The sequence below is a fragment of the Oceanobacillus sp. GQ8 genome, assembly GCF_059758495.1.
The window spans coordinates 1-17048 of record NZ_JCAXEV010000006.1 but is presented as its reverse complement, the minus strand read 5'-3'; the positions used below and the strand labels follow the sequence as shown (position 1 = coordinate 17048).

Here is a 17048-nt window from a genome sequence, read left to right as displayed (position 1 = left end):
ATGTTTAATAACTTTTAAAGCTCGATATTGTCTTTGAATTCCTGATATGTTTCTTTAACTACTTCATATTCTTCGTCTGAAGCTTCGTCAATTGCATCCCAATTGTAAACATCGTTCATAATTTTAATCATTTCTTCATCATCGTTAAATGACATGAAAGCATCCTTGATTTTTTGAACAAGCTCATCGTCTAAATTTTTCGTTACGGAAATTGTATCGTTCGGAATTTCATCTGTGTAACCAAGAACAGTCAACTTATCCATCACATCAGGATATTCTTCTTCAAGCTCTGTACGCACATCATCAAATGTTGTCGCTACATCAGCATCTCCATTGTATACTTCGAGTGCAGCATTATCATGAGCACCTGCTTGTACAGTGCCACTAAAGAAACCACTTTCTAGTTCAGCTGCTGAATCATAATCGAACTCTTTCATTAGTTGGCTTGCAGGGAAAAGATAACCAGACGTAGAACCCTTATCACCGTATGCCCAAACTTTTCCTTCAAGATCAGCAAGTGACTCTATACCAGAATCAGATCTAACAAGGTATTGTGCTTTATATGTACCAGAACCGTATCTAATAGATTTTAAGATTACTTCAACATCATATTGCTCGTTTGCAAGAACATATCCAAAAGCAGGGATAAAACCGATTTGTACTTGGTTTGCACCCATTGCTTCAACTAGTGCATTGTAGTTCGTCATTACTTGTCCTTTTACTTCAATTCCCAATTCTTCACCTAAACGATCTGCTAGAGGTTCTACAGTATCAGCGATTGTGTCAGAATCTTGTGAAGGAACAAATCCCATTACAAGTGTATCTGGGGTATCCCCACTGCTCTCGTTGCTGTCTTCGCTACTCTCGCTGCTGTTATCACCTTCCGCATTGCTTGAGTCTGAATCATCAGAGCTTCCGCATGCCGCTAAGAACAGTGCAAGTGCCAGCACAAGTAATAGACTATAAAGTTTTTTCATCTTGACCCTCCTGTTATTTCTTAATATATCTTACTATTATATTAAATACCAAATAGGTCGAAAATGCTAGACTATTTTTATAATTTTACGTAATTTTTACAAAGTAATTGTAGAATAGTAATAGATAGTAAAATACTAGGTTTCTATATTGCGACAATGTGAGGTTTCTTTTGTCCTGAAGAAGGAAATAAATACAATAACGTATAAGAGGAGTTGATCGTCTTGCCAAGATTCAGTAAGGCATTGTTACTATATAACGGAAATGCGGGCAAAGGGGATATAGAACAAAAGCTTAGAGATACACTTCCCATACTCTCGCGAGGTATAAAAGAGCTCATCGTCTTGCAGACAGCCTCTATAGAAGAAGTTACAGAAACATGCAAAACGTATTCTGATCAAGTTGATTTACTCATTATTTTAGGTGGGGATGGTACGTTACACTGCTGTATTAATGCCCTAGCCCCACTGCCTAACAGGCCAATTATTGCTGTGTTACCTGGTGGAACGTCTAATGACTTTAGTAGAATGCTTCAATTACCGCAAAATTTAGCAAGTGCCGCGGAGGCTATAGTAGATGGAAAGGTCATAGATGTGGATGTTGCCCAATCAGATGATACATATTTTTTAAACTTCTGGGGAATTGGGATGGTTGCAGAAACGTCCAAAAATATTGATGAACAACAGAAAAAGTCATTAGGGGTTCTCAGTTATTTTATGAGTACACTTAAAACAGTTAGTAGATCTGAACAATTTACTTACAACATTGAAGCAAAAGGTGAAGTTTATGAAGGAGAGGCAGTCGGGGTTCTCTTACTCAATGGCACTTTTATAGGGACGCGCCAACTTCCCATTTTAACGATTGATCCTACTGATGGTCTGTTGGATGTACTTATTATTAAAAATTCTAGCCTTGCATCCTTTAGGGAGCTTCTTTCTATGAACAATGCCGAATTAAATAAGGAAGCACTAGAAGAATTAACACATTTCCAGTCAAATGAAATAAAAGTTAGTACAGGGTCTGCTAAAGAGATAGATATGGACGGGGAAATCTCTACGAATACGCCGGCTACCATCCGTGTTCTCCCTAAGCACATCCAGATGATGAAAGCGGTGGAGTAAATACTATTTAAAAATCTTTCTATTCAGCCGATCAATATAATAAGAAAATGATAATGGGTAAATTAGAAAGTGGGAATTATGGGTGCATACATCTCAACGATTAAATGAAAAGAAACAAGACCCTTCCTTAAAGCTCTTTGTCGTATTGGCAAAGTCTTATCGGTCAGTAATGGAGCAGGTAGAGAAAGATATTCAGTCAAGGGGTTTAAATCTAACAGATTTTGCAGTTCTAGAGCTTTTATACCATAAAGGAGAGCAGCCTCTCCAAAAAATTGGTGAAAAAATTCTATTAACAAGTGGAAGCATTACGTATGTTGTAAACAAATTAGAAAGGAAGGGATATTTAAAACGCAAACCTAATCCTGCTGACAGACGGGTAACGTTTGCTGTCATTGAAGAAAAGGGTACGGAATTATTAAGTAGAATCTTCCCAGGCCATTGGGACAAAATTAAAGAACTTATGTCTGTCTTAGATGATGACGAAAAAGTATTCGCAATTAACATTTTAAAAAAGCTCGGAAAAAATGAGATGGAATAGATTATTAGCTGAAGCAAAACATCCTCATATATGTTTTGCTTCTTTTTATTTAGGATACATACCATTATATGACTTTATACAAGGAGGCATTATAAATGCGCGTATTAGTTATCGGAGCAAATGGTGATGTAGGGAAAAACATCGTAAAAAATATAAAGAATACAAAAGAGCTTGAGCCAGTCGCTATGATACGAAAAGAAGAACAGATCGAATACTTTAAAGATTTAGGTGTGGAAACAGTTTTAGCTGATCTGGAAAGTGATTTTGAAAAAGCCTTTCACAACATAGATGCAGTCGTCTTTGCTGCTGGTTCTGGACCAAATACAGGTCCTGATAAAACCATTATCATTGATCAGGAAGGAGCAATCGAAGCGGCAGATCTTGCAATGAAGAACGGTGTAGAGCGCTTTGTTCTTCTAAGTTCCATGGGAGCTGATCAGCCAAAAGGAGCTTCCGAGGGGAAATTTTATCTGTATGCGAAGCACCGTGCAGATGAATATCTAAAATCCTCAAATCTTAATTATACGATTATTAGGCCAGGTGCTTTAACAGACGACCCTGGAGAAGGGAAAGTGAACCTTCAGGAAAGTGGAACAGAATTTGGCAAGGTGCCACGGGAAGATGTTGCAGCCGTAATTGTACACCTTTTAACTAAAAAAGAAGCAAATGGAAAAGTATATGAAGTAGTGAGTGGCAACACGGAAGTAGCCAACGTATTATAATAAGCCGATTGTAATCAGTGCCCGCCACTTTTAAATTGAAGTGGTGGGTTTTTTATCCTAAAAACAGCCTAGAACCTCTGTATCCTTTTGTCCTCTTTCACATAATTAACGCAAAAAGGACATCATGATTTACTTTTAATGTTACATTAATATTACAAAGAGGTTTCAATTGTAATGAGAAGGGTATAGGAAAAATGTATTATTTAAACACTTGCGGAGGTATCATCATGAGTGAAAACAATGTATGGGTCTATATAAGCGAAGATAACGAAGATTGTGAGCGGGTATTACAACTTTTGGATAGGAAAAATGTTCCCTATGAGGTGAAAAATGTTACAAAACACCCGGAAAACAAGAAGGAGATGCAGAAGCATGGCATTTATGGCACTCCTGCGACGTTTATCGGGGACGAAAATAATCTAATACTTGGATACCAAGAAGAAAAGCTTAACCTCATGTTAGGAGTGCTGGATAAAAACTATCTGTTGAACACAGATGCTGATCCTGATGCATAATATATACCAGTTAACATGAAAGGGAGGTATGTAAAGATGTATCAACGGCCTTACGATCAGTATAATAATTATTATCATCCTAATTTTAATAGTGGAATAAATGAACCATCATACCAACCACCACACCAACCATCCTATTCTATTCCACCAACTAACGCAGCATACCAACCACATCAGTTCCAAACACCGTATGAATTTTTCTCGAAACCGCAGCAACCTGTAAACTGGCCGGAGTATATGCAAACAAATTATCCAGTAAACACGCAACAACCATCGAACTTAGAAACAGGGAGCAATATAAACGGATTTCCCCAAAAAGGAGAAACGCAACTAGACCTTGATAAAGTACTGTCCACAGTGGGTCAAATTGCCAATACTTATCACCAAGTATCCCCGATTGTAAAACAGTTTGGAAGCGTAATGAAGCTTTTTAGGTAGCCAGTATAAAAATTGTCCTTCATATGAAAAGATCATTGGAAAATAAATGAACCGAAGGAATTATTAAAATTCGTTTTTTTAAAAAAACGGTAATACTTTATATTATTAAGGGTAAAAGAAGGGTAGATGAGGAAAAAGAGGAGAATTTTTATGATAGGATGTTTAGTCGTACATGGATATACTGGGGGACCTTATGAAGTAGAGCCATTAGTAAATTACCTGCATGAACACACCGATTGGAACATTGAAGTGCCAACACTACCTGGGCATGGAAGACAGCTTGATCTAAAAGGAAAATCTCACAAGAGCTGGATAGGCGCTGCAGAAGAAGCACTTAAGGGTTTAATGGAAAAGTACGACCGCATTTATGTCATCGGGTTTTCAATGGGTGGCATGATTTCTGCTTATCTGGCTGCCAAGTATAAAGTAGACAAGCTTGTCCTACTCGCCCCAGCGGGGAAATATTTATCATTCAAGCAAATTGCCGTGGATGCAGGTGGTTTTGTCGCAGATGGCGTAAGAGGAAAGTTAGGGAGTAACAAGTTATATAACCACTACCGTAACAAATTAGGACGGGTCCCGTTTAAGGCAAACTTGGAGTTCTTGAAATTAGTTAAGTTTACCAGGGGATACTTAAAAAAAGTTGAATCCGAAGTCCTCATTGCCCAAGGTCAGATGGATGGGATGGTTCCATATAAAACTGCTTATTATCTAGATAAAGAAATCACCTCAGAAAGGAAAGAGGTAGTATTTTTTGAACGCTCCCGACACCTTATTTGTCTAGGAGACGATAGAGAGACCTTGAATAGTATGGTGCTTCAGTTTCTAATCAAATAGAAAACAAACGAAAAACGAGACAGCCAGCTGCCTCGTTTATTATTTCACATTAGGAAAGTATAAAATTTTAGCTAGGAAGCAATTACGATGCAGTTAAAATTTTAATGTTCCAAGTATAAGAAAAACGTATACCTTCGCTTAAAGACGAGCGAAGGTATACGTTTTTCTAATGGAACTTATTTATCCTTAAAGAAGGAAATAACTAGCGCTCCTTCACCACCATATGTGGAAATAAGTGGGCCAGCTTCTGTCAAATAAGCATCTTGAAATGGATGAGCATTTCGAATATCCTCTAACACACTTTTAGCACGACTTTCTGCTTTGCAATGGGTCATAGAAATAACCTTGTTCTCCACCGATTTAGTATATTCCCCGATTTGCTCAATAAATCTACGAATCGATTTTTTGTCCCCACGGACTTTTTCTGAAACTTCAATGGAGCCTTCTTCACTTGCTTTCATTAATAATTTTATATTAAGTGTTTTAGCAATGGTTCCTTTTACTTTATCTAGCCTTCCGCCTAATACCAGATTATCTAATGTTTTTAATATAAATAAGGTAGTAGTCTGTTCTACTCGTGCTTCCAGATGCCTTGTTAACTCTGAAAAGCTATAGCCTTCTTGAAGCTTTACCTTCGCTTCATGTAATAGTAGAGAAATACCACAGGAGGCGGTCTTCGTGTTTATTACTTCTATTTGTCGCTGTGGTTCTTCTTCGAGCAGCAAATCTTTACCAGCAACTGCATTATCATAGGTGCTGCTTAGACCTTTGGAGAGGCTTAGCATTAATATGGGCTGTCCTGGGTCGACTTGCTTATATGCCTCATAAAAATCATGTGGACTAGGTGCAGCAGAGCGTGGGAGCTCATGGTCTTCTTTAATTTTTCTATAAAAATCATTAATATCCAAATCTGTGCCCGTTTTATATTGCCCATCGGAAAAGTGTAAATAAAGGGGAACAATGATTAGATTCAGGTTGTCATGGAGGCGTTGTGGAATATCCGCTCCTCCGTCAGTCATTAATTGAACGTTCATGAGATCACCCGTTTCTTAAAAGTAAGGTACTGCAATTATAGCAGTTGGTTCCTATGATTTATACTCACAGTAGAGCTTATTTACGCTCTTTTTGTGCGATTGTCACAGAAGATTTCCTTGACGTACTTAATATAAATAGAAATAAACCAAAGATAACGATGGTCCCTCCTAATAACTGGGATCCTGTCACCTTTTCATCAAGTAATAAATAGGCCAAAATAGTAGCCCCCACTGGCTCAAACACAATGCCCATTGAGATAGTGGAGGTGCTTAACCACTTTAATGCCCAATTAAATAGGGTATGGCCGAAGAAAGTCGGTACAATGGCCAAGGCAAGAAATAACCCCCAGTGGTTGGCAGGGTATCCGAAAAAGGGGTTCTGAACCGCGAGATTATAAAGTAACAGTGTTATGGAGCTAGCCCCATAGACAAGAAAGGTGTAAGTCATTAAGGAAACGTTTCTTCTGACACGTTGCCCAAATAAAAAGTACACGGTTACAGTGATAGCCCCAAATAATGCGAGAATATCGCCAAGCAAAGCCATTCCACTTATTTGAAAATCACCCCAGCTAATAATGAAACTTCCGAGCAGGGCGATGAGCATACTGATAACCGCTCCTGGAGAAAATCTTTCTTTAAAAAAGAAATAGGTCCCGAGAAAAGCAAATATGGGCTGTAACGTCACTAGCACTACCGAGCTTGCAACAGAGGTATAGTTAAGCGACTCAAACCACAAAATAAAATGGAGAGCGAGAAAGATGCCTGCCAGTATGGAAAAGAGCCAATCACGCCTTTCGACATTTCGAAATTCATTTCGGTACTTTAATAAAACGACGGGACTCATAATTAAGACGGCAAACAATAGCCGGTAGTTTGCAATGATTGCAGCCGGTGCTTGATCTGCCAATTTAACCAATACAGCTGATGTCGAAACAGAAATGACACCGATTACCACGGCGGCATATGGGTTGAATGGGGGAAGACGCATCTTAACCCTCCCTAACTTATTAAGAGTACTTACAAGACAAGTTTTTCTTTATGTTCTAATTATTCTACCACGGTCCTTGTAAAAAATCACATCTGCAAATTAGTATCATGATAAATAATGTGTTATGATTGTATTTGTATGAGTTTTCGAGTGAGGCCTCTTACCAGAAATTGGTGATGCCTTTTTTGTACTTTAGGGAAAGTATAAAATTAATGATACTTTTAAATCGAATTTAAAATATAATGTGAGAAATTTCCTTCATATAGCCGTCGCAGTGAGATTGGAACGTTTGCTGTTTTAAACATGCGGGTAAATTATTTTCAAACTAAAGTATAAGAAAAATCCAAGGCCTCTTTGACGAATAAATTTTTTTAGAAAAAGGAGTAGAGGAATAGGTGACAACATTTAATGAAATAGGCATTTCCAGTCCTATCATGAAAGCATTAGAAAAAATGGGTTTTGAAGAAGCAACACCAATACAGGCGGAGACCATTCCACTTGCAATGCAAGGGAACGATGTAATTGGACAAGCCCAAACAGGTACAGGTAAAACAGCGGCGTTTGGTATTCCAATGATCGAGAAAATTGATTCCAAACAACGTAAAATCCAAGGGCTAGTAGTAGCACCTACACGTGAATTAGCTATTCAGGTAGCAGAGGAACTAAATCGTCTTAGTAAATTTAAAGGAGTACGAGCTTTAGCTATTTATGGCGGTTCACCAATGGATAGACAGATTCGTGCGCTTAAGGACGGTCCACAGATCGTTGTTGCGACACCAGGTAGACTGCTTGACCATATGAGAAGAAAAACAATCCGTATTAATATGGTACAGACTGCTATATTGGATGAAGCGGATGAAATGCTTAACATGGGCTTCATTGATGATATCCGTGATATTTTGAAAGGTATTCCTGAAGAAAGACAAACCTTGCTTTTCTCAGCGACGATGCCAAAAGAAATCCGTGATATTGCAACAAACTTAATGACCGATCCTAAAGAAGTTAAAGTAAAAGCAAAAGAAATGACTGTAGAGAATATTGATCAGTTCTTTATCGAAATACCTGAGAAATTTAAATTTGATACACTGAACAATCACTTAGATATCAACGCACCTGAGTTAGCTATTGTGTTTAGTCGTACGAAGAAGCGTGTGGACGAAATTACAGAAGGATTACAGGCAAGAGGTTATCGTGCTGAGGGAATCCATGGTGATTTAACACAAGGTAAACGTATGTCCGTATTGAACAAGTTCAAAGGTGGACGTGTTGATGTACTTGTTGCAACAGATGTAGCAGCTCGTGGACTAGATATCTCTGGTGTTACCCATGTATATAACTTTGACATTCCACAGGATCCTGAAAGCTATGTCCACAGAATTGGACGTACAGGGCGTGCAGGTAGAACGGGTGAAGCTATCTCCTTCGTTACACCGAGAGAGATGTCACACCTTCAATTAATTGAAAAAGTTACGAAAAGCAAAATGAAACGTCTGACTCCACCGACTAATCATGATGCTCAAAAAGGTCAACAGCAGGTTACTGTTGAAAACATCTTAAAAACAATTGAAGAAAAAGACCTGAAAACATATCATGAAGCAGCTAACACGTTGTTACAAGAACATGATTCGATGTCAGTTATAGCTGCAGCGCTGAAACTTATGACGAAGGAAAGACGTGATACACCAGTACGTATTTCATCAGTCGCTCCTATCAGTGTTAAAAAAGCACAGAGTTCAAATGATCGTCGTTCGAATAACAAACGTTTCTACGGGAAACGCAACCAAGGTGGCGGTGGCCGCAACCAAGGTGGAAGAAACAACCGTAAAGGGAATTACCAAAAACGGGGAAATCGCGATTAAGTTACAAAAGCGAAAAGCGCACGTTTTTAAGGAAGGCCGACTAAGTACGCCCCGTCCTAGGGCAACGTCGGCATGACCCGGATCCTCCGGGCCCACGTACGAACTGCGCCTGGCCATGCCAGGTGGCTCCATGTTGTCACGCAAAGTGACGGTTTTAATGGAGCATTCCTCGTAGGAGATAAAGGAATCATGCCCCTGCAAAAGGGGTATGTCGGCGTTGGCCGACAAGGCAGGTGTTAGTCGACCTACCTAAGTTACAATCGATGATGACTTTCACCCTCCGGGTATAAGGGCGACTAAGCCTCTGGTTTTCACCAATCGGCAAGTCTTCTTTATTGTACGGAGGTGAGGGAAGTTGCGCTAGTCGCTGTGTGTTTTGAGCTATACGAACAAAAGCGAAAAGCGCACGTTTAGAATGAAAAGCATGAAAAAAGGTTACACCTCATTTTTTAAGGGTGTAACCTTTTTTTAGTTCCAAGGCTATTTTAAAGTATACGACTTAGCAAACCAAGTAGTGCGAGTACAACAATGACAATCCAGAATGCATTCTTTTTCACCTTCGAAGGGACACGCTTTTTCTTCCATCTGTTTGGATCAAATTGTACCCCATCATCGTCACGGTAGCGACGTTGCCACGGTGAATAGGGCTTCGTTCGTCGAAGGACAAGTGGTGCGATTACAAATCCGCCGATAAACCCAAATATATGGGCATACACATTAATGTTAGGTCGGAGAAACGTCATTATTAAGCCAATTACAATGATAACTGTAATCATTTGAGAACTTTGGTAATCCAGTAAATGCTTGCGAAAAAATCTCATGAAAATATAGATTCCAAACAACCCAAAGACAGCTCCTGAAGCGCCAACGTGTGTATAGATCGCATGTCCAAAAATAAAGCTAGCAATATTGGCGACAATCCCAGCCCCAACATAGGCAAGGATAAATTTCGTCTTGCCAAGCATTTGTTCAAGCGCCGGTCCAAATAAGACGAGAGAAAACGAGTTGAACAGCATATGCATTAAACCAGCATGGAAAAACATTGGAGTGATAAGTCTCCAATACTCTCCCTGAGCAATATGGTAGTTGCTTCCTGCTCCGAGTTGATAAAGGGTATTCCCAATTGGCAACATTAGAAAATCTTGAATTAACCATAATATGATATGAATAATTATGATAGTAGAAACGACAGGGTAGAATTTGATGAATTCTGTTACACTTCGTTCATTTCGTATAAACATGACGTCCTCCTCATTTATAATTAAAACGTTAGGTAACTTTGCAGGTAGGGTATTATTATAGTGTAGTAGTATATAAACGATCATATGACCATTAATAGCGTACTAAAATACTGGATGAATGTGCAACAATAAGGCTTTTATAGGTGAAAGGAAAGAAAGCGGATGATTAAAGGTATTGGAATAGATCTAATTGAACTAGACCGGATAGCGGAAAGCTTGCGAAAAGGTGACCGACTTTCAAAAAGGGTGTTAACCAATAAGGAACTGGATATTTTTAATTCCCTTCCAACTGAGATAAGAAGGGTTGAATTCCTTGCAGGTAGGTTTGCAGCCAAGGAGGCTTTTGCAAAAGCAGTGGGTACAGGTATAGGAGAATTAAGCTTTCACGATATGGAGATACTGCCCCAACAAGGTGGTGCTCCTTTCCTTCATGCACCTGGATATAGCCATGATAAAATATTTATTTCGATTACACATAGCAGGGATTATGCTGCCGCTCAGGTAGTGATCGAAGCGGATAACGACATGCATAATTGATAAGGTTGTCTCATATATTTTAGTGCGGGTAGGAGGGAACAGTTTTGTATATTGTCACCGCAAAAGAAATGTACGATATTGACCAGTTTTCGATGGACAGGGCAGAGATGAATGGCAGTATGTTAATGGAAAATGCAGGTAGAGAAATAGCCCAGAGAGTAAGTGCCATGATTGATTTTGAGCAGCCCTTGTGCGTTTTGGTTGGCTCAGGTAATAATGGCGGGGATGGTTTCGTTATTGCCAGAACATTACTGAATATGGGGTATAAAGTGACCGTACTTCAGGTTGTGGATGATAAGAAAATTGTTGGACATGCAGCATACCATAAGCGTCTCTACCTGAATTGTGACGGCATCGTGATGCAACCGAACAAGATTAACGAGACTTTGGATGGACTGGATAAAGAAGACGTTATCGTGGATGCCATGGTCGGCATTGGAGTGAAGGGGGATTTACGAGAGCCGCTGTACTCTCTCGTAAATCAAATTAACCAATTGGACAATCTAGTCGTATCAGTAGATATTCCATCAGGTTTACCAGCTGATGAGGGAGTAGCAGATTTTACTGCTGTACAAGCTGATTATACCTTTGTGATAGGTGCCATTAAGCAAACGGTCTTTATTCAACATACCGCTCCGAGTTACGGAAAGTGGGAATGTATCTCCATCGGTTTTCCACAGGCAGCCTTTAAACAATTGGAAATGGAACGGAAAGTATGGACAGAAGCGGCATTTCAACGTACATTTCCTGGACGAAGTGAATATGACCATAAAGGAGATCATGGCAAAGGCTTGGTTATCGGGGGATCCTCAAACATGCCTGGAGCATTAGGTCTTACCACGCGTGCAGCACTGCGTTCGGGGGCAGGGCTGGTAACAGCAGCTACCACGGATAGTGTCATTCAACGTATTGCTTCCTTCTGTCCAGAGGCTACTTTCGTTACAGTTCCGGAGATAAATGGCCATCTTAAATATGGAAATGATATAGACTATGAGGGATTTGATGCAGTGGCAATAGGCATTGGTATGGGACGTGAAGACGCTTCTCGTCCTGTAATTAGACATGCAGCAACTGCAAAAATACCGCTCATCATTGATGGGGATGGGCTGACCCATTTAAAGGCCGACCTTGGAGTGCTTGATGAGAGAGAAGAGCCCGTTATCCTGACACCACATCCAGGTGAAATGGCAATGCTTCTTGATCTATCTGTAAAGGATGTATTGATGCGACCTTTTCATTACGCTAAAAGGTTTGCTACTGATCATGGCGTCTACGTTGTTCTTAAAGGAGCCTTTACGATTATTACCGACCCTAATGGAAAACAGGCAGTGAATATCACCGGAAACGCCGGACTTGCAAAAGGTGGGAGCGGGGACGTACTAACGGGAATCATATTAGCGATGATCATGCAGAAACAGTCTATATTTGAAGGGCTTTGCAATGCCTGTTTTGTACATGGTAAATCCGCTGATTTGTTAATACAAGAGTCGCACTCCCAGCATGACCTGCTTGCTTCTGATGTTATCGAAGGAGTTTCACTGGTATATCGTACATTCTGATGATCTTGTGTGACAATGTTCCCTAATGTTTCTACTGAGACAAGGGAGATATGATGTCAATGAAAAGAATGCTAGGTATTTTAATTGTTATGGCAGGATTTGTATTTTTACTGGCAGCCTGTGGGGAAAAGACCCAGGAGGATGTACTTGCTGATTTAGAAGATACGATGAAGGACATGGAAGGCTATAAGGCAAATGCTGAAATGAGTATGAATACAGGGCAGGAAGATCAAAAATTTGCAATTGATATTTGGCATAAAAAAGACGACTTGTTTAGAGTAGCGTTAACGAACGATATGGACGAAAAAGGAAGTCAAGTCATTTTAAAAAATAAAGATGGTGTATTTGTTCTAACTCCAGCTTTAAAGAAAAACTTTAAATTTCAATCCGATTGGCCTGAGAACAGTAGTCAACCATATTTATATCAATCACTTGTAAATGATATCAAAAAAGACAAAGAGGCAGAATTTGAATCAACCGACACTCACTATATTTTTAAAACAAAAACGAACTATCAAAGCAATAACAATCTTCCTTATCAGGAGATCCATTTTGATAAGAAATCTCTAACACCAGTAGAGGTTAAAGTGCTAGATAAAGATAAAAATGCACTCGTTGTAGTAAAATTCTCCAGTTTCGAAAAAGATGCTAGCTTTAAAGAGGATGACTTTAGCATGGAAAAGAATATGGCTAGCAACGCAACAGAGGACGAAGCTGTTTCTGGAGAGGTAGAGGACAATGCCCTAACAGTAACTCTACCGACATTTATGGCTGGTGCTGAATTGGAGCAGAAAAAGGAGATCGATTTAGAAGATGGAGAACGTGCCATCCTAACTTTCTCGGGTGACAAGAATTTTACACTTGTACAAGAAAAACGAAATGTTGTCCCAACTATGACCTCTCCTCAGGAAGTGAAGGGGGACATCATCAATCTAGGTCACACCGTGGCGGGCTTGTCAGACAATACATTGGAATGGTCCTATAATGGTGTGGATTATATCCTAGCAAGTGATGAATTAACAAAAGAAGAGCTAATCCAGGTGGCACAATCCGTACAAGGTCAAGAAGTGAAATAGAATGAGATTCACAGAAGCAGACTCGTCAACAGGAGAGGGGGTCTGCTTTTTTGTTTGTTCCTTGTCTAGCTCCATGTGCTAAGTGGCTCCTGTAATTTTCTGATTAAAGGAAGCTTGCAGGTTTGAAGTATTAGTTAGAGCAGAAGATCGCACATCATAGTGGTTATGACATTCAAAAAACGAGAGAGAAAACTCGGAAAAAGCACATCATCCTCTCTCACCCAATCAGCTCAACTTCTGACTAGTACCAGACAAGTTTAATCCACCTTCCATTAATAGTCTCTCTACAATTTTCTTATCGTTGACAGGTATAGATGGAAAGGAAATAATAGAAGGAGATTTTTTAATAGAAGGATGTAAGGGAGGATTTTCAGTTGAATCGGGCTATTATCAGACCCACATGGGCAGAAATAGATTTAGACGCTATTACACATAATATTAAAGCAATGCACGAACGACTGCCTGAAAAAACGAAAATAGTTGCTGTGGTTAAAGCAAATGGGTACGGTCATGGGAGTATACAGGTTGCTAAAAAAGCCCTTGACTCAGGTGCCACATCATTGGCGGTAGCCCTGCTTGAGGAGGCGTTAGAGCTAAGAGAGGCTGGTATTGATGCTCCTATTCTTGTAATGGGATGGGTCCCACCTGAAGCTGCGGCAATTGCTGCAAAGTATCATATTACCCTGACATTCTTTCAAAAGGATTGGTTGGACCAGGTTAGCAGGATGAAGTTGGATGAAAGATTGCAGCTACATCTAAAGCTTGATACTGGAATGGGAAGAATAGGGATACGTTCAAGTGAAGCATTACGCGAGATATTATATGCATTAAATGACAAACCAAGCATATATTTAACAGGAGTGTACACTCATTTCGCAACAGCCGATGCACCGAACCTAACCTATTTTCATAAGCAAAAAGAAAAATTTGAGAGAATGCTCTCCGAACTGAGGGAACAGTGGTCAGGGGAGGTAACCGTTCATATTGGGAACAGTGCAAGTGCAATTCGTTTACCAAGGGATATGTATGATTTTGTCCGTTATGGTATATCTATGTATGGTCTGTACCCCTCCCAGCCAGTTAAGGAAGAGCAGGCAATAAACCTGAAACAGGCTTTCTCTCTCCACAGCAGGTTGGCTCATGTAAAGCAAATTGAAGCTGGAGATGCAATTAGTTATGGTTTAACGTACAAGGCTGAAAAGACGGAATGGATTGGAACGATACCTATTGGATATGGAGATGGCTGGATTCGCAAACTTCAAGGTTTTTACGTGCTTGTAGATGGAAAAAGGATGCCCATTGTCGGTAGAATTTGTATGGATCAAACCATGATTCGGCTGGATCAGAAATATCCTGTGGGGACAAAAGTAACATTGCTTGGCTCCCAGAATGGCTCATTTATTAATATTGATGAAGCGGCAGCCTATGTAGATACCATTAGTTACGAGATTCCCTGTTTACTTAATGAGAGAATTCCACGCATTTACAAAGGCGGATAAAAATGTCCAACCAAAGCTTTATACCACATTTTTATAATATTAAACGACAAAACAAGCGAATTTAGTTAATTTTTTTTAAGAACCCTTTGCAAACGCCCAGATTCAATGATATCATTAAAAAGAATTTGATTATGTTCGTTCAACAGTTGGCGGAGGTGCATGGTTTTGTCAGAGAGTTTACAAGAAGTCTTGGTAAAGATACCTAAAAACCTGTTAAATGAGGTGGATGGATTAATGAAACATGAAAATAGTGATTTGAGCGATTTCATCTGTCAGGCAACAAGAAACTTTTTAGAGCACAAGAGAGATGAACACATTCAGCAATTTCATGAAACAATGCAACGAGGCTATGAAGAAATGGGCCGCATTAATCTAACAATTGCTTCGGAAGCTTTTCAAGCTGAAGAGGAGGCTGAAAACACCTTAGAGCGCTCTGTGATCGGGGTGTAAACGTTGATCGTTCAAAGAGGCGAAGTATACTTCGCTGACTTATCCCCTGTGGTTGGATCAGAGCAGGGAGGCGTCCGCCCAGTATTGATCCTACAAAATGATATTGGAAATCGGTTTAGTCCAACTGTAATTGTAGCTGCAATTACAGCACAAATTCAGAAAGCCAAGTTGCCAACACACGTTGAGATCAACGCAAAGCGCTACGGATTTGACCGCAATTCTGTCATATTGCTAGAACAAATACGTACGTTAGATAAGCAGCGGCTTACGGATAAAATAACAAAGCTCGACAACGAAATGATGAAAAAAATTGATCAGGCATTAGAAATTAGCCTTGGTTTAAAAGATATGTACGGCCAATAGAAATACCCTTGTTTAAAGTGACAAGGGTATTTTTAATGGGTAAAAATAGTTAAGCTGACATAGACTACGGATCAATCAAGCATATGAGCTCGCAACCAATCACCACAAGCCCTCAATCGACCAAGTCCGATCCAAACGAAGGGTTATGGCTTAAAAGAATGGAATTGGTTGTGTTACAATAAAACAGAAAAAGTATTGATGTAAGATATTTTGATATATTTATACAAAAATCGCATGAATATAACAGGACTGGCTTAAGATAAAAAGAAAATGGGGGGAAAAGGATGGATCAGAAATTTAAACAATCGGCAATTGAAAATAGTGATTCAATAGTACAAATGTGGATGGAAGAAATTAATTCAATAAAAGATGGCAACTATACTGCCAGCATATCGGACGAACTATTTGAAAGTACGAACAGGGAATTCGTAAATGTCATTTTTACGAGTATTAAAAGCCAAGGCTCAACCAAGGTTGTGGAAGACTTCTCTGAAAAAATTATTAACCTAGGATGGCCCCTTAGCTACATAACAGACGGATTACAGGTTTTTCGCAGGGTGACAATTGATTATATCCTGGGACAATCTGTGAAAATAGATTCCTCTTATATATCTGATGTCATTAAAAGTGTTGACGCATGGGTAGAGCCGATAATCCGTCAATTGGTAAACGAGTATTCAGGAAGCTGGGAGCATATTGTTTCATTGCAAAGAGTAGCTCTACAAGAGTTATCTGCGCCGCTTATCCCAGTAATGGACCGAATTACAGTGATGCCATTGATCGGTACAATTGATACAGAGCGTGCAAAATTGATCATGGAAAACCTTCTAGAAGGCGTCATTAAGCATAACTCAGAGGTAGTACTCATTGATATTACGGGTGTGCCGGTTGTAGATACCATGGTTGCGCATCATATCATTCAGGCGGCTGAAGCTGTCCGACTTATTGGGTCAACCTGTATTCTTGTTGGAATTCGACCGGAGATTGCTCAGACCATTGTAAATCTCGGTATCGACCTAGGTAAATTCCCGACGAAAAGCTCGTTGAAAAAAGGCTTTACAAAAGCATTAGAAATCACGGGTAGAGAAGTTATTGAGCATGAAAGAACAGAAGAGAATGTAGAAAAGCTTATTGAATCTTTAAAAGGGGAGTGAAATCATGCGTATACCGATATTGAAATTGCATAATTATCTGCTCATTTCTATTCAAACTGAAATTGATGATAATACTGCAATCCAGTTTCAGGAAGACCTATTAAGCAAAATCCATCAAAGCGGAGCAACTGGAGTTGTGATT

At 39.5% G+C, this 17048-nt stretch carries 19 protein-coding genes; 15 read left to right on the top strand and 4 right to left on the bottom strand.

Annotated features, from left to right (window positions below; translation table 11 throughout):
* Positions 1-14: 14 nt before the first annotated feature.
* Positions 15-977 (bottom strand): phosphate/phosphite/phosphonate ABC transporter substrate-binding protein, encoded by a 963-nt coding sequence (locus AC6CHS_RS17180; RefSeq protein WP_498237961.1) that lies wholly within the window; start codon positions 975-977, stop codon positions 15-17.
* Between the two features lie 222 nt (positions 978-1199).
* On the opposite strand from AC6CHS_RS17180, the gene AC6CHS_RS17175 reads away from it, so the two are divergent.
* The 6 genes from AC6CHS_RS17175 to AC6CHS_RS17150 all read left to right on the top strand — a co-directional run bounded on the left by AC6CHS_RS17175 (position 1200) and on the right by AC6CHS_RS17150 (position 5146).
* Positions 1200-2096 (top strand): YegS/Rv2252/BmrU family lipid kinase, encoded by an 897-nt coding sequence (locus AC6CHS_RS17175; protein WP_498237960.1) that lies wholly within the window; start codon positions 1200-1202, stop codon positions 2094-2096.
* An 82-nt stretch (positions 2097-2178) separates the two neighbouring features.
* Positions 2179-2634: a MarR family winged helix-turn-helix transcriptional regulator gene (locus tag AC6CHS_RS17170; RefSeq protein ID WP_498237959.1), complete on the top strand. Its 456-nt coding sequence runs from the start codon at positions 2179-2181 to the stop codon at positions 2632-2634.
* A 95-nt stretch (positions 2635-2729) separates the two neighbouring features.
* Complete coding sequence (locus AC6CHS_RS17165; protein WP_498237958.1) at positions 2730-3356, top strand: SDR family oxidoreductase; 627 nt, start codon at positions 2730-2732, stop codon at positions 3354-3356.
* A gap of 227 nt (positions 3357-3583) precedes the next feature.
* On the top strand, positions 3584-3871 hold the full coding sequence (locus AC6CHS_RS17160; protein ID WP_498237957.1) for a glutaredoxin family protein: 288 nt from the start codon (positions 3584-3586) through the stop codon (positions 3869-3871).
* Between the two features lie 36 nt (positions 3872-3907).
* Positions 3908-4309, top strand: a complete 402-nt coding sequence (locus AC6CHS_RS17155) for a YppG family protein (protein WP_498237956.1) — start codon at positions 3908-3910, stop codon at positions 4307-4309.
* Between the two features lie 150 nt (positions 4310-4459).
* On the top strand, positions 4460-5146 hold the full coding sequence (locus AC6CHS_RS17150) for an alpha/beta hydrolase (protein ID WP_498237955.1): 687 nt from the start codon (positions 4460-4462) through the stop codon (positions 5144-5146).
* 176 nt (positions 5147-5322) lie between these two features.
* Here the strand turns inward: AC6CHS_RS17150 and AC6CHS_RS17145 are convergent, their stop codons facing one another.
* Together AC6CHS_RS17145 and AC6CHS_RS17140 are read right to left on the bottom strand one after the other, a co-directional pair.
* On the bottom strand, positions 5323-6180 hold the full coding sequence (locus tag AC6CHS_RS17145) for a DegV family protein (RefSeq protein WP_498237954.1): 858 nt from the start codon (positions 6178-6180) through the stop codon (positions 5323-5325).
* Positions 6181-6256: 76 nt separating this feature from the next.
* A complete protein-coding gene (locus AC6CHS_RS17140; protein ID WP_498237953.1) occupies positions 6257-7168 on the bottom strand; it encodes a DMT family transporter in 912 nt (303 codons plus the stop codon).
* A 395-nt stretch (positions 7169-7563) separates the two neighbouring features.
* Here AC6CHS_RS17140 and cshA point away from each other — a divergent pair, with 395 nt between their 5' ends.
* Positions 7564-9027, top strand: a complete 1464-nt coding sequence (gene cshA / locus AC6CHS_RS17135) for a degradosome RNA helicase CshA (RefSeq protein WP_498237952.1) — start codon at positions 7564-7566, stop codon at positions 9025-9027.
* Positions 9028-9512: 485 nt separating this feature from the next.
* Here the strand turns inward: cshA and AC6CHS_RS17130 are convergent, their stop codons facing one another.
* Positions 9513-10268, bottom strand: coding sequence for a rhomboid family intramembrane serine protease (locus tag AC6CHS_RS17130; RefSeq protein WP_498237951.1), 756 nt, complete (start codon positions 10266-10268; stop codon positions 9513-9515).
* A 162-nt stretch (positions 10269-10430) separates the two neighbouring features.
* On the opposite strand from AC6CHS_RS17130, the gene acpS reads away from it, so the two are divergent.
* The 8 genes from acpS to AC6CHS_RS17090 form a co-directional block, all read left to right on the top strand.
* On the top strand, positions 10431-10805 hold the full coding sequence (gene acpS / locus AC6CHS_RS17125; RefSeq protein WP_498237950.1) for a holo-ACP synthase: 375 nt from the start codon (positions 10431-10433) through the stop codon (positions 10803-10805).
* Positions 10806-10849: 44 nt separating this feature from the next.
* A complete protein-coding gene (locus tag AC6CHS_RS17120) occupies positions 10850-12364 on the top strand; it encodes an NAD(P)H-hydrate dehydratase (protein WP_498237949.1) in 1515 nt (504 codons plus the stop codon).
* 59 nt (positions 12365-12423) lie between these two features.
* Positions 12424-13440, top strand: coding sequence for a LolA family protein (locus AC6CHS_RS17115; protein WP_498237948.1), 1017 nt, complete (start codon positions 12424-12426; stop codon positions 13438-13440).
* A 374-nt stretch (positions 13441-13814) separates the two neighbouring features.
* The gene (gene alr, locus AC6CHS_RS17110) at positions 13815-14939 is read left to right on the top strand and encodes an alanine racemase (RefSeq protein WP_498237947.1); all 1125 of its coding nucleotides are present in this window, start codon (positions 13815-13817) and stop codon (positions 14937-14939) included.
* 165 nt (positions 14940-15104) lie between these two features.
* A complete protein-coding gene (locus AC6CHS_RS17105; protein WP_081779446.1) occupies positions 15105-15389 on the top strand; it encodes a CopG family ribbon-helix-helix protein in 285 nt (94 codons plus the stop codon).
* 3 nt (positions 15390-15392) lie between these two features.
* Positions 15393-15752 (top strand): type II toxin-antitoxin system PemK/MazF family toxin, encoded by a 360-nt coding sequence (locus tag AC6CHS_RS17100; protein ID WP_036577165.1) that lies wholly within the window; start codon positions 15393-15395, stop codon positions 15750-15752.
* A gap of 284 nt (positions 15753-16036) precedes the next feature.
* Positions 16037-16906 carry an RsbT co-antagonist protein RsbRA gene (rsbRA, locus tag AC6CHS_RS17095; RefSeq protein WP_498237946.1) on the top strand — a complete coding sequence of 290 codons (870 nt, stop codon included), beginning with the start codon at positions 16037-16039 and terminating at the stop codon, positions 16904-16906.
* A gap of 4 nt (positions 16907-16910) precedes the next feature.
* On the top strand, positions 16911-17048 hold a 138-nt coding region (locus AC6CHS_RS17090), incomplete at its 3' end, for an STAS domain-containing protein (protein ID WP_498238239.1).

Bases quoted from the DNA above. Each gene is read 5' to 3' on its own strand.
- AC6CHS_RS17180 (WP_498237961.1), bottom strand. From the start codon at position 977: ATGAAAAAACTTTATAGTCTATTACTTGTGCTGGCACTTGCACTGTTC.
- AC6CHS_RS17165 (WP_498237958.1), top strand. From the start codon at position 2,730: ATGCGCGTATTAGTTATCGGAGCAAATGGTGATGTAGGGAAAAACATC.
- AC6CHS_RS17160 (WP_498237957.1), top strand. From the start codon at position 3,584: ATGAGTGAAAACAATGTATGGGTCTATATAAGCGAAGATAACGAAGAT.
- AC6CHS_RS17155 (WP_498237956.1), top strand. From the start codon at position 3,908: ATGTATCAACGGCCTTACGATCAGTATAATAATTATTATCATCCTAAT.
- AC6CHS_RS17150 (WP_498237955.1), top strand. From the start codon at position 4,460: ATGATAGGATGTTTAGTCGTACATGGATATACTGGGGGACCTTATGAA.
- AC6CHS_RS17145 (WP_498237954.1), bottom strand. From the start codon at position 6,180: ATGAACGTTCAATTAATGACTGACGGAGGAGCGGATATTCCACAACGC.
- AC6CHS_RS17140 (WP_498237953.1), bottom strand. From the start codon at position 7,168: ATGCGTCTTCCCCCATTCAACCCATATGCCGCCGTGGTAATCGGTGTC.
- AC6CHS_RS17130 (WP_498237951.1), bottom strand. From the start codon at position 10,268: ATGTTTATACGAAATGAACGAAGTGTAACAGAATTCATCAAATTCTAC.
- acpS (WP_498237950.1), top strand. From the start codon at position 10,431: ATGATTAAAGGTATTGGAATAGATCTAATTGAACTAGACCGGATAGCG.
- AC6CHS_RS17115 (WP_498237948.1), top strand. From the start codon at position 12,424: ATGAAAAGAATGCTAGGTATTTTAATTGTTATGGCAGGATTTGTATTT.
- rsbRA (WP_498237946.1), top strand. From the start codon at position 16,037: ATGGATCAGAAATTTAAACAATCGGCAATTGAAAATAGTGATTCAATA.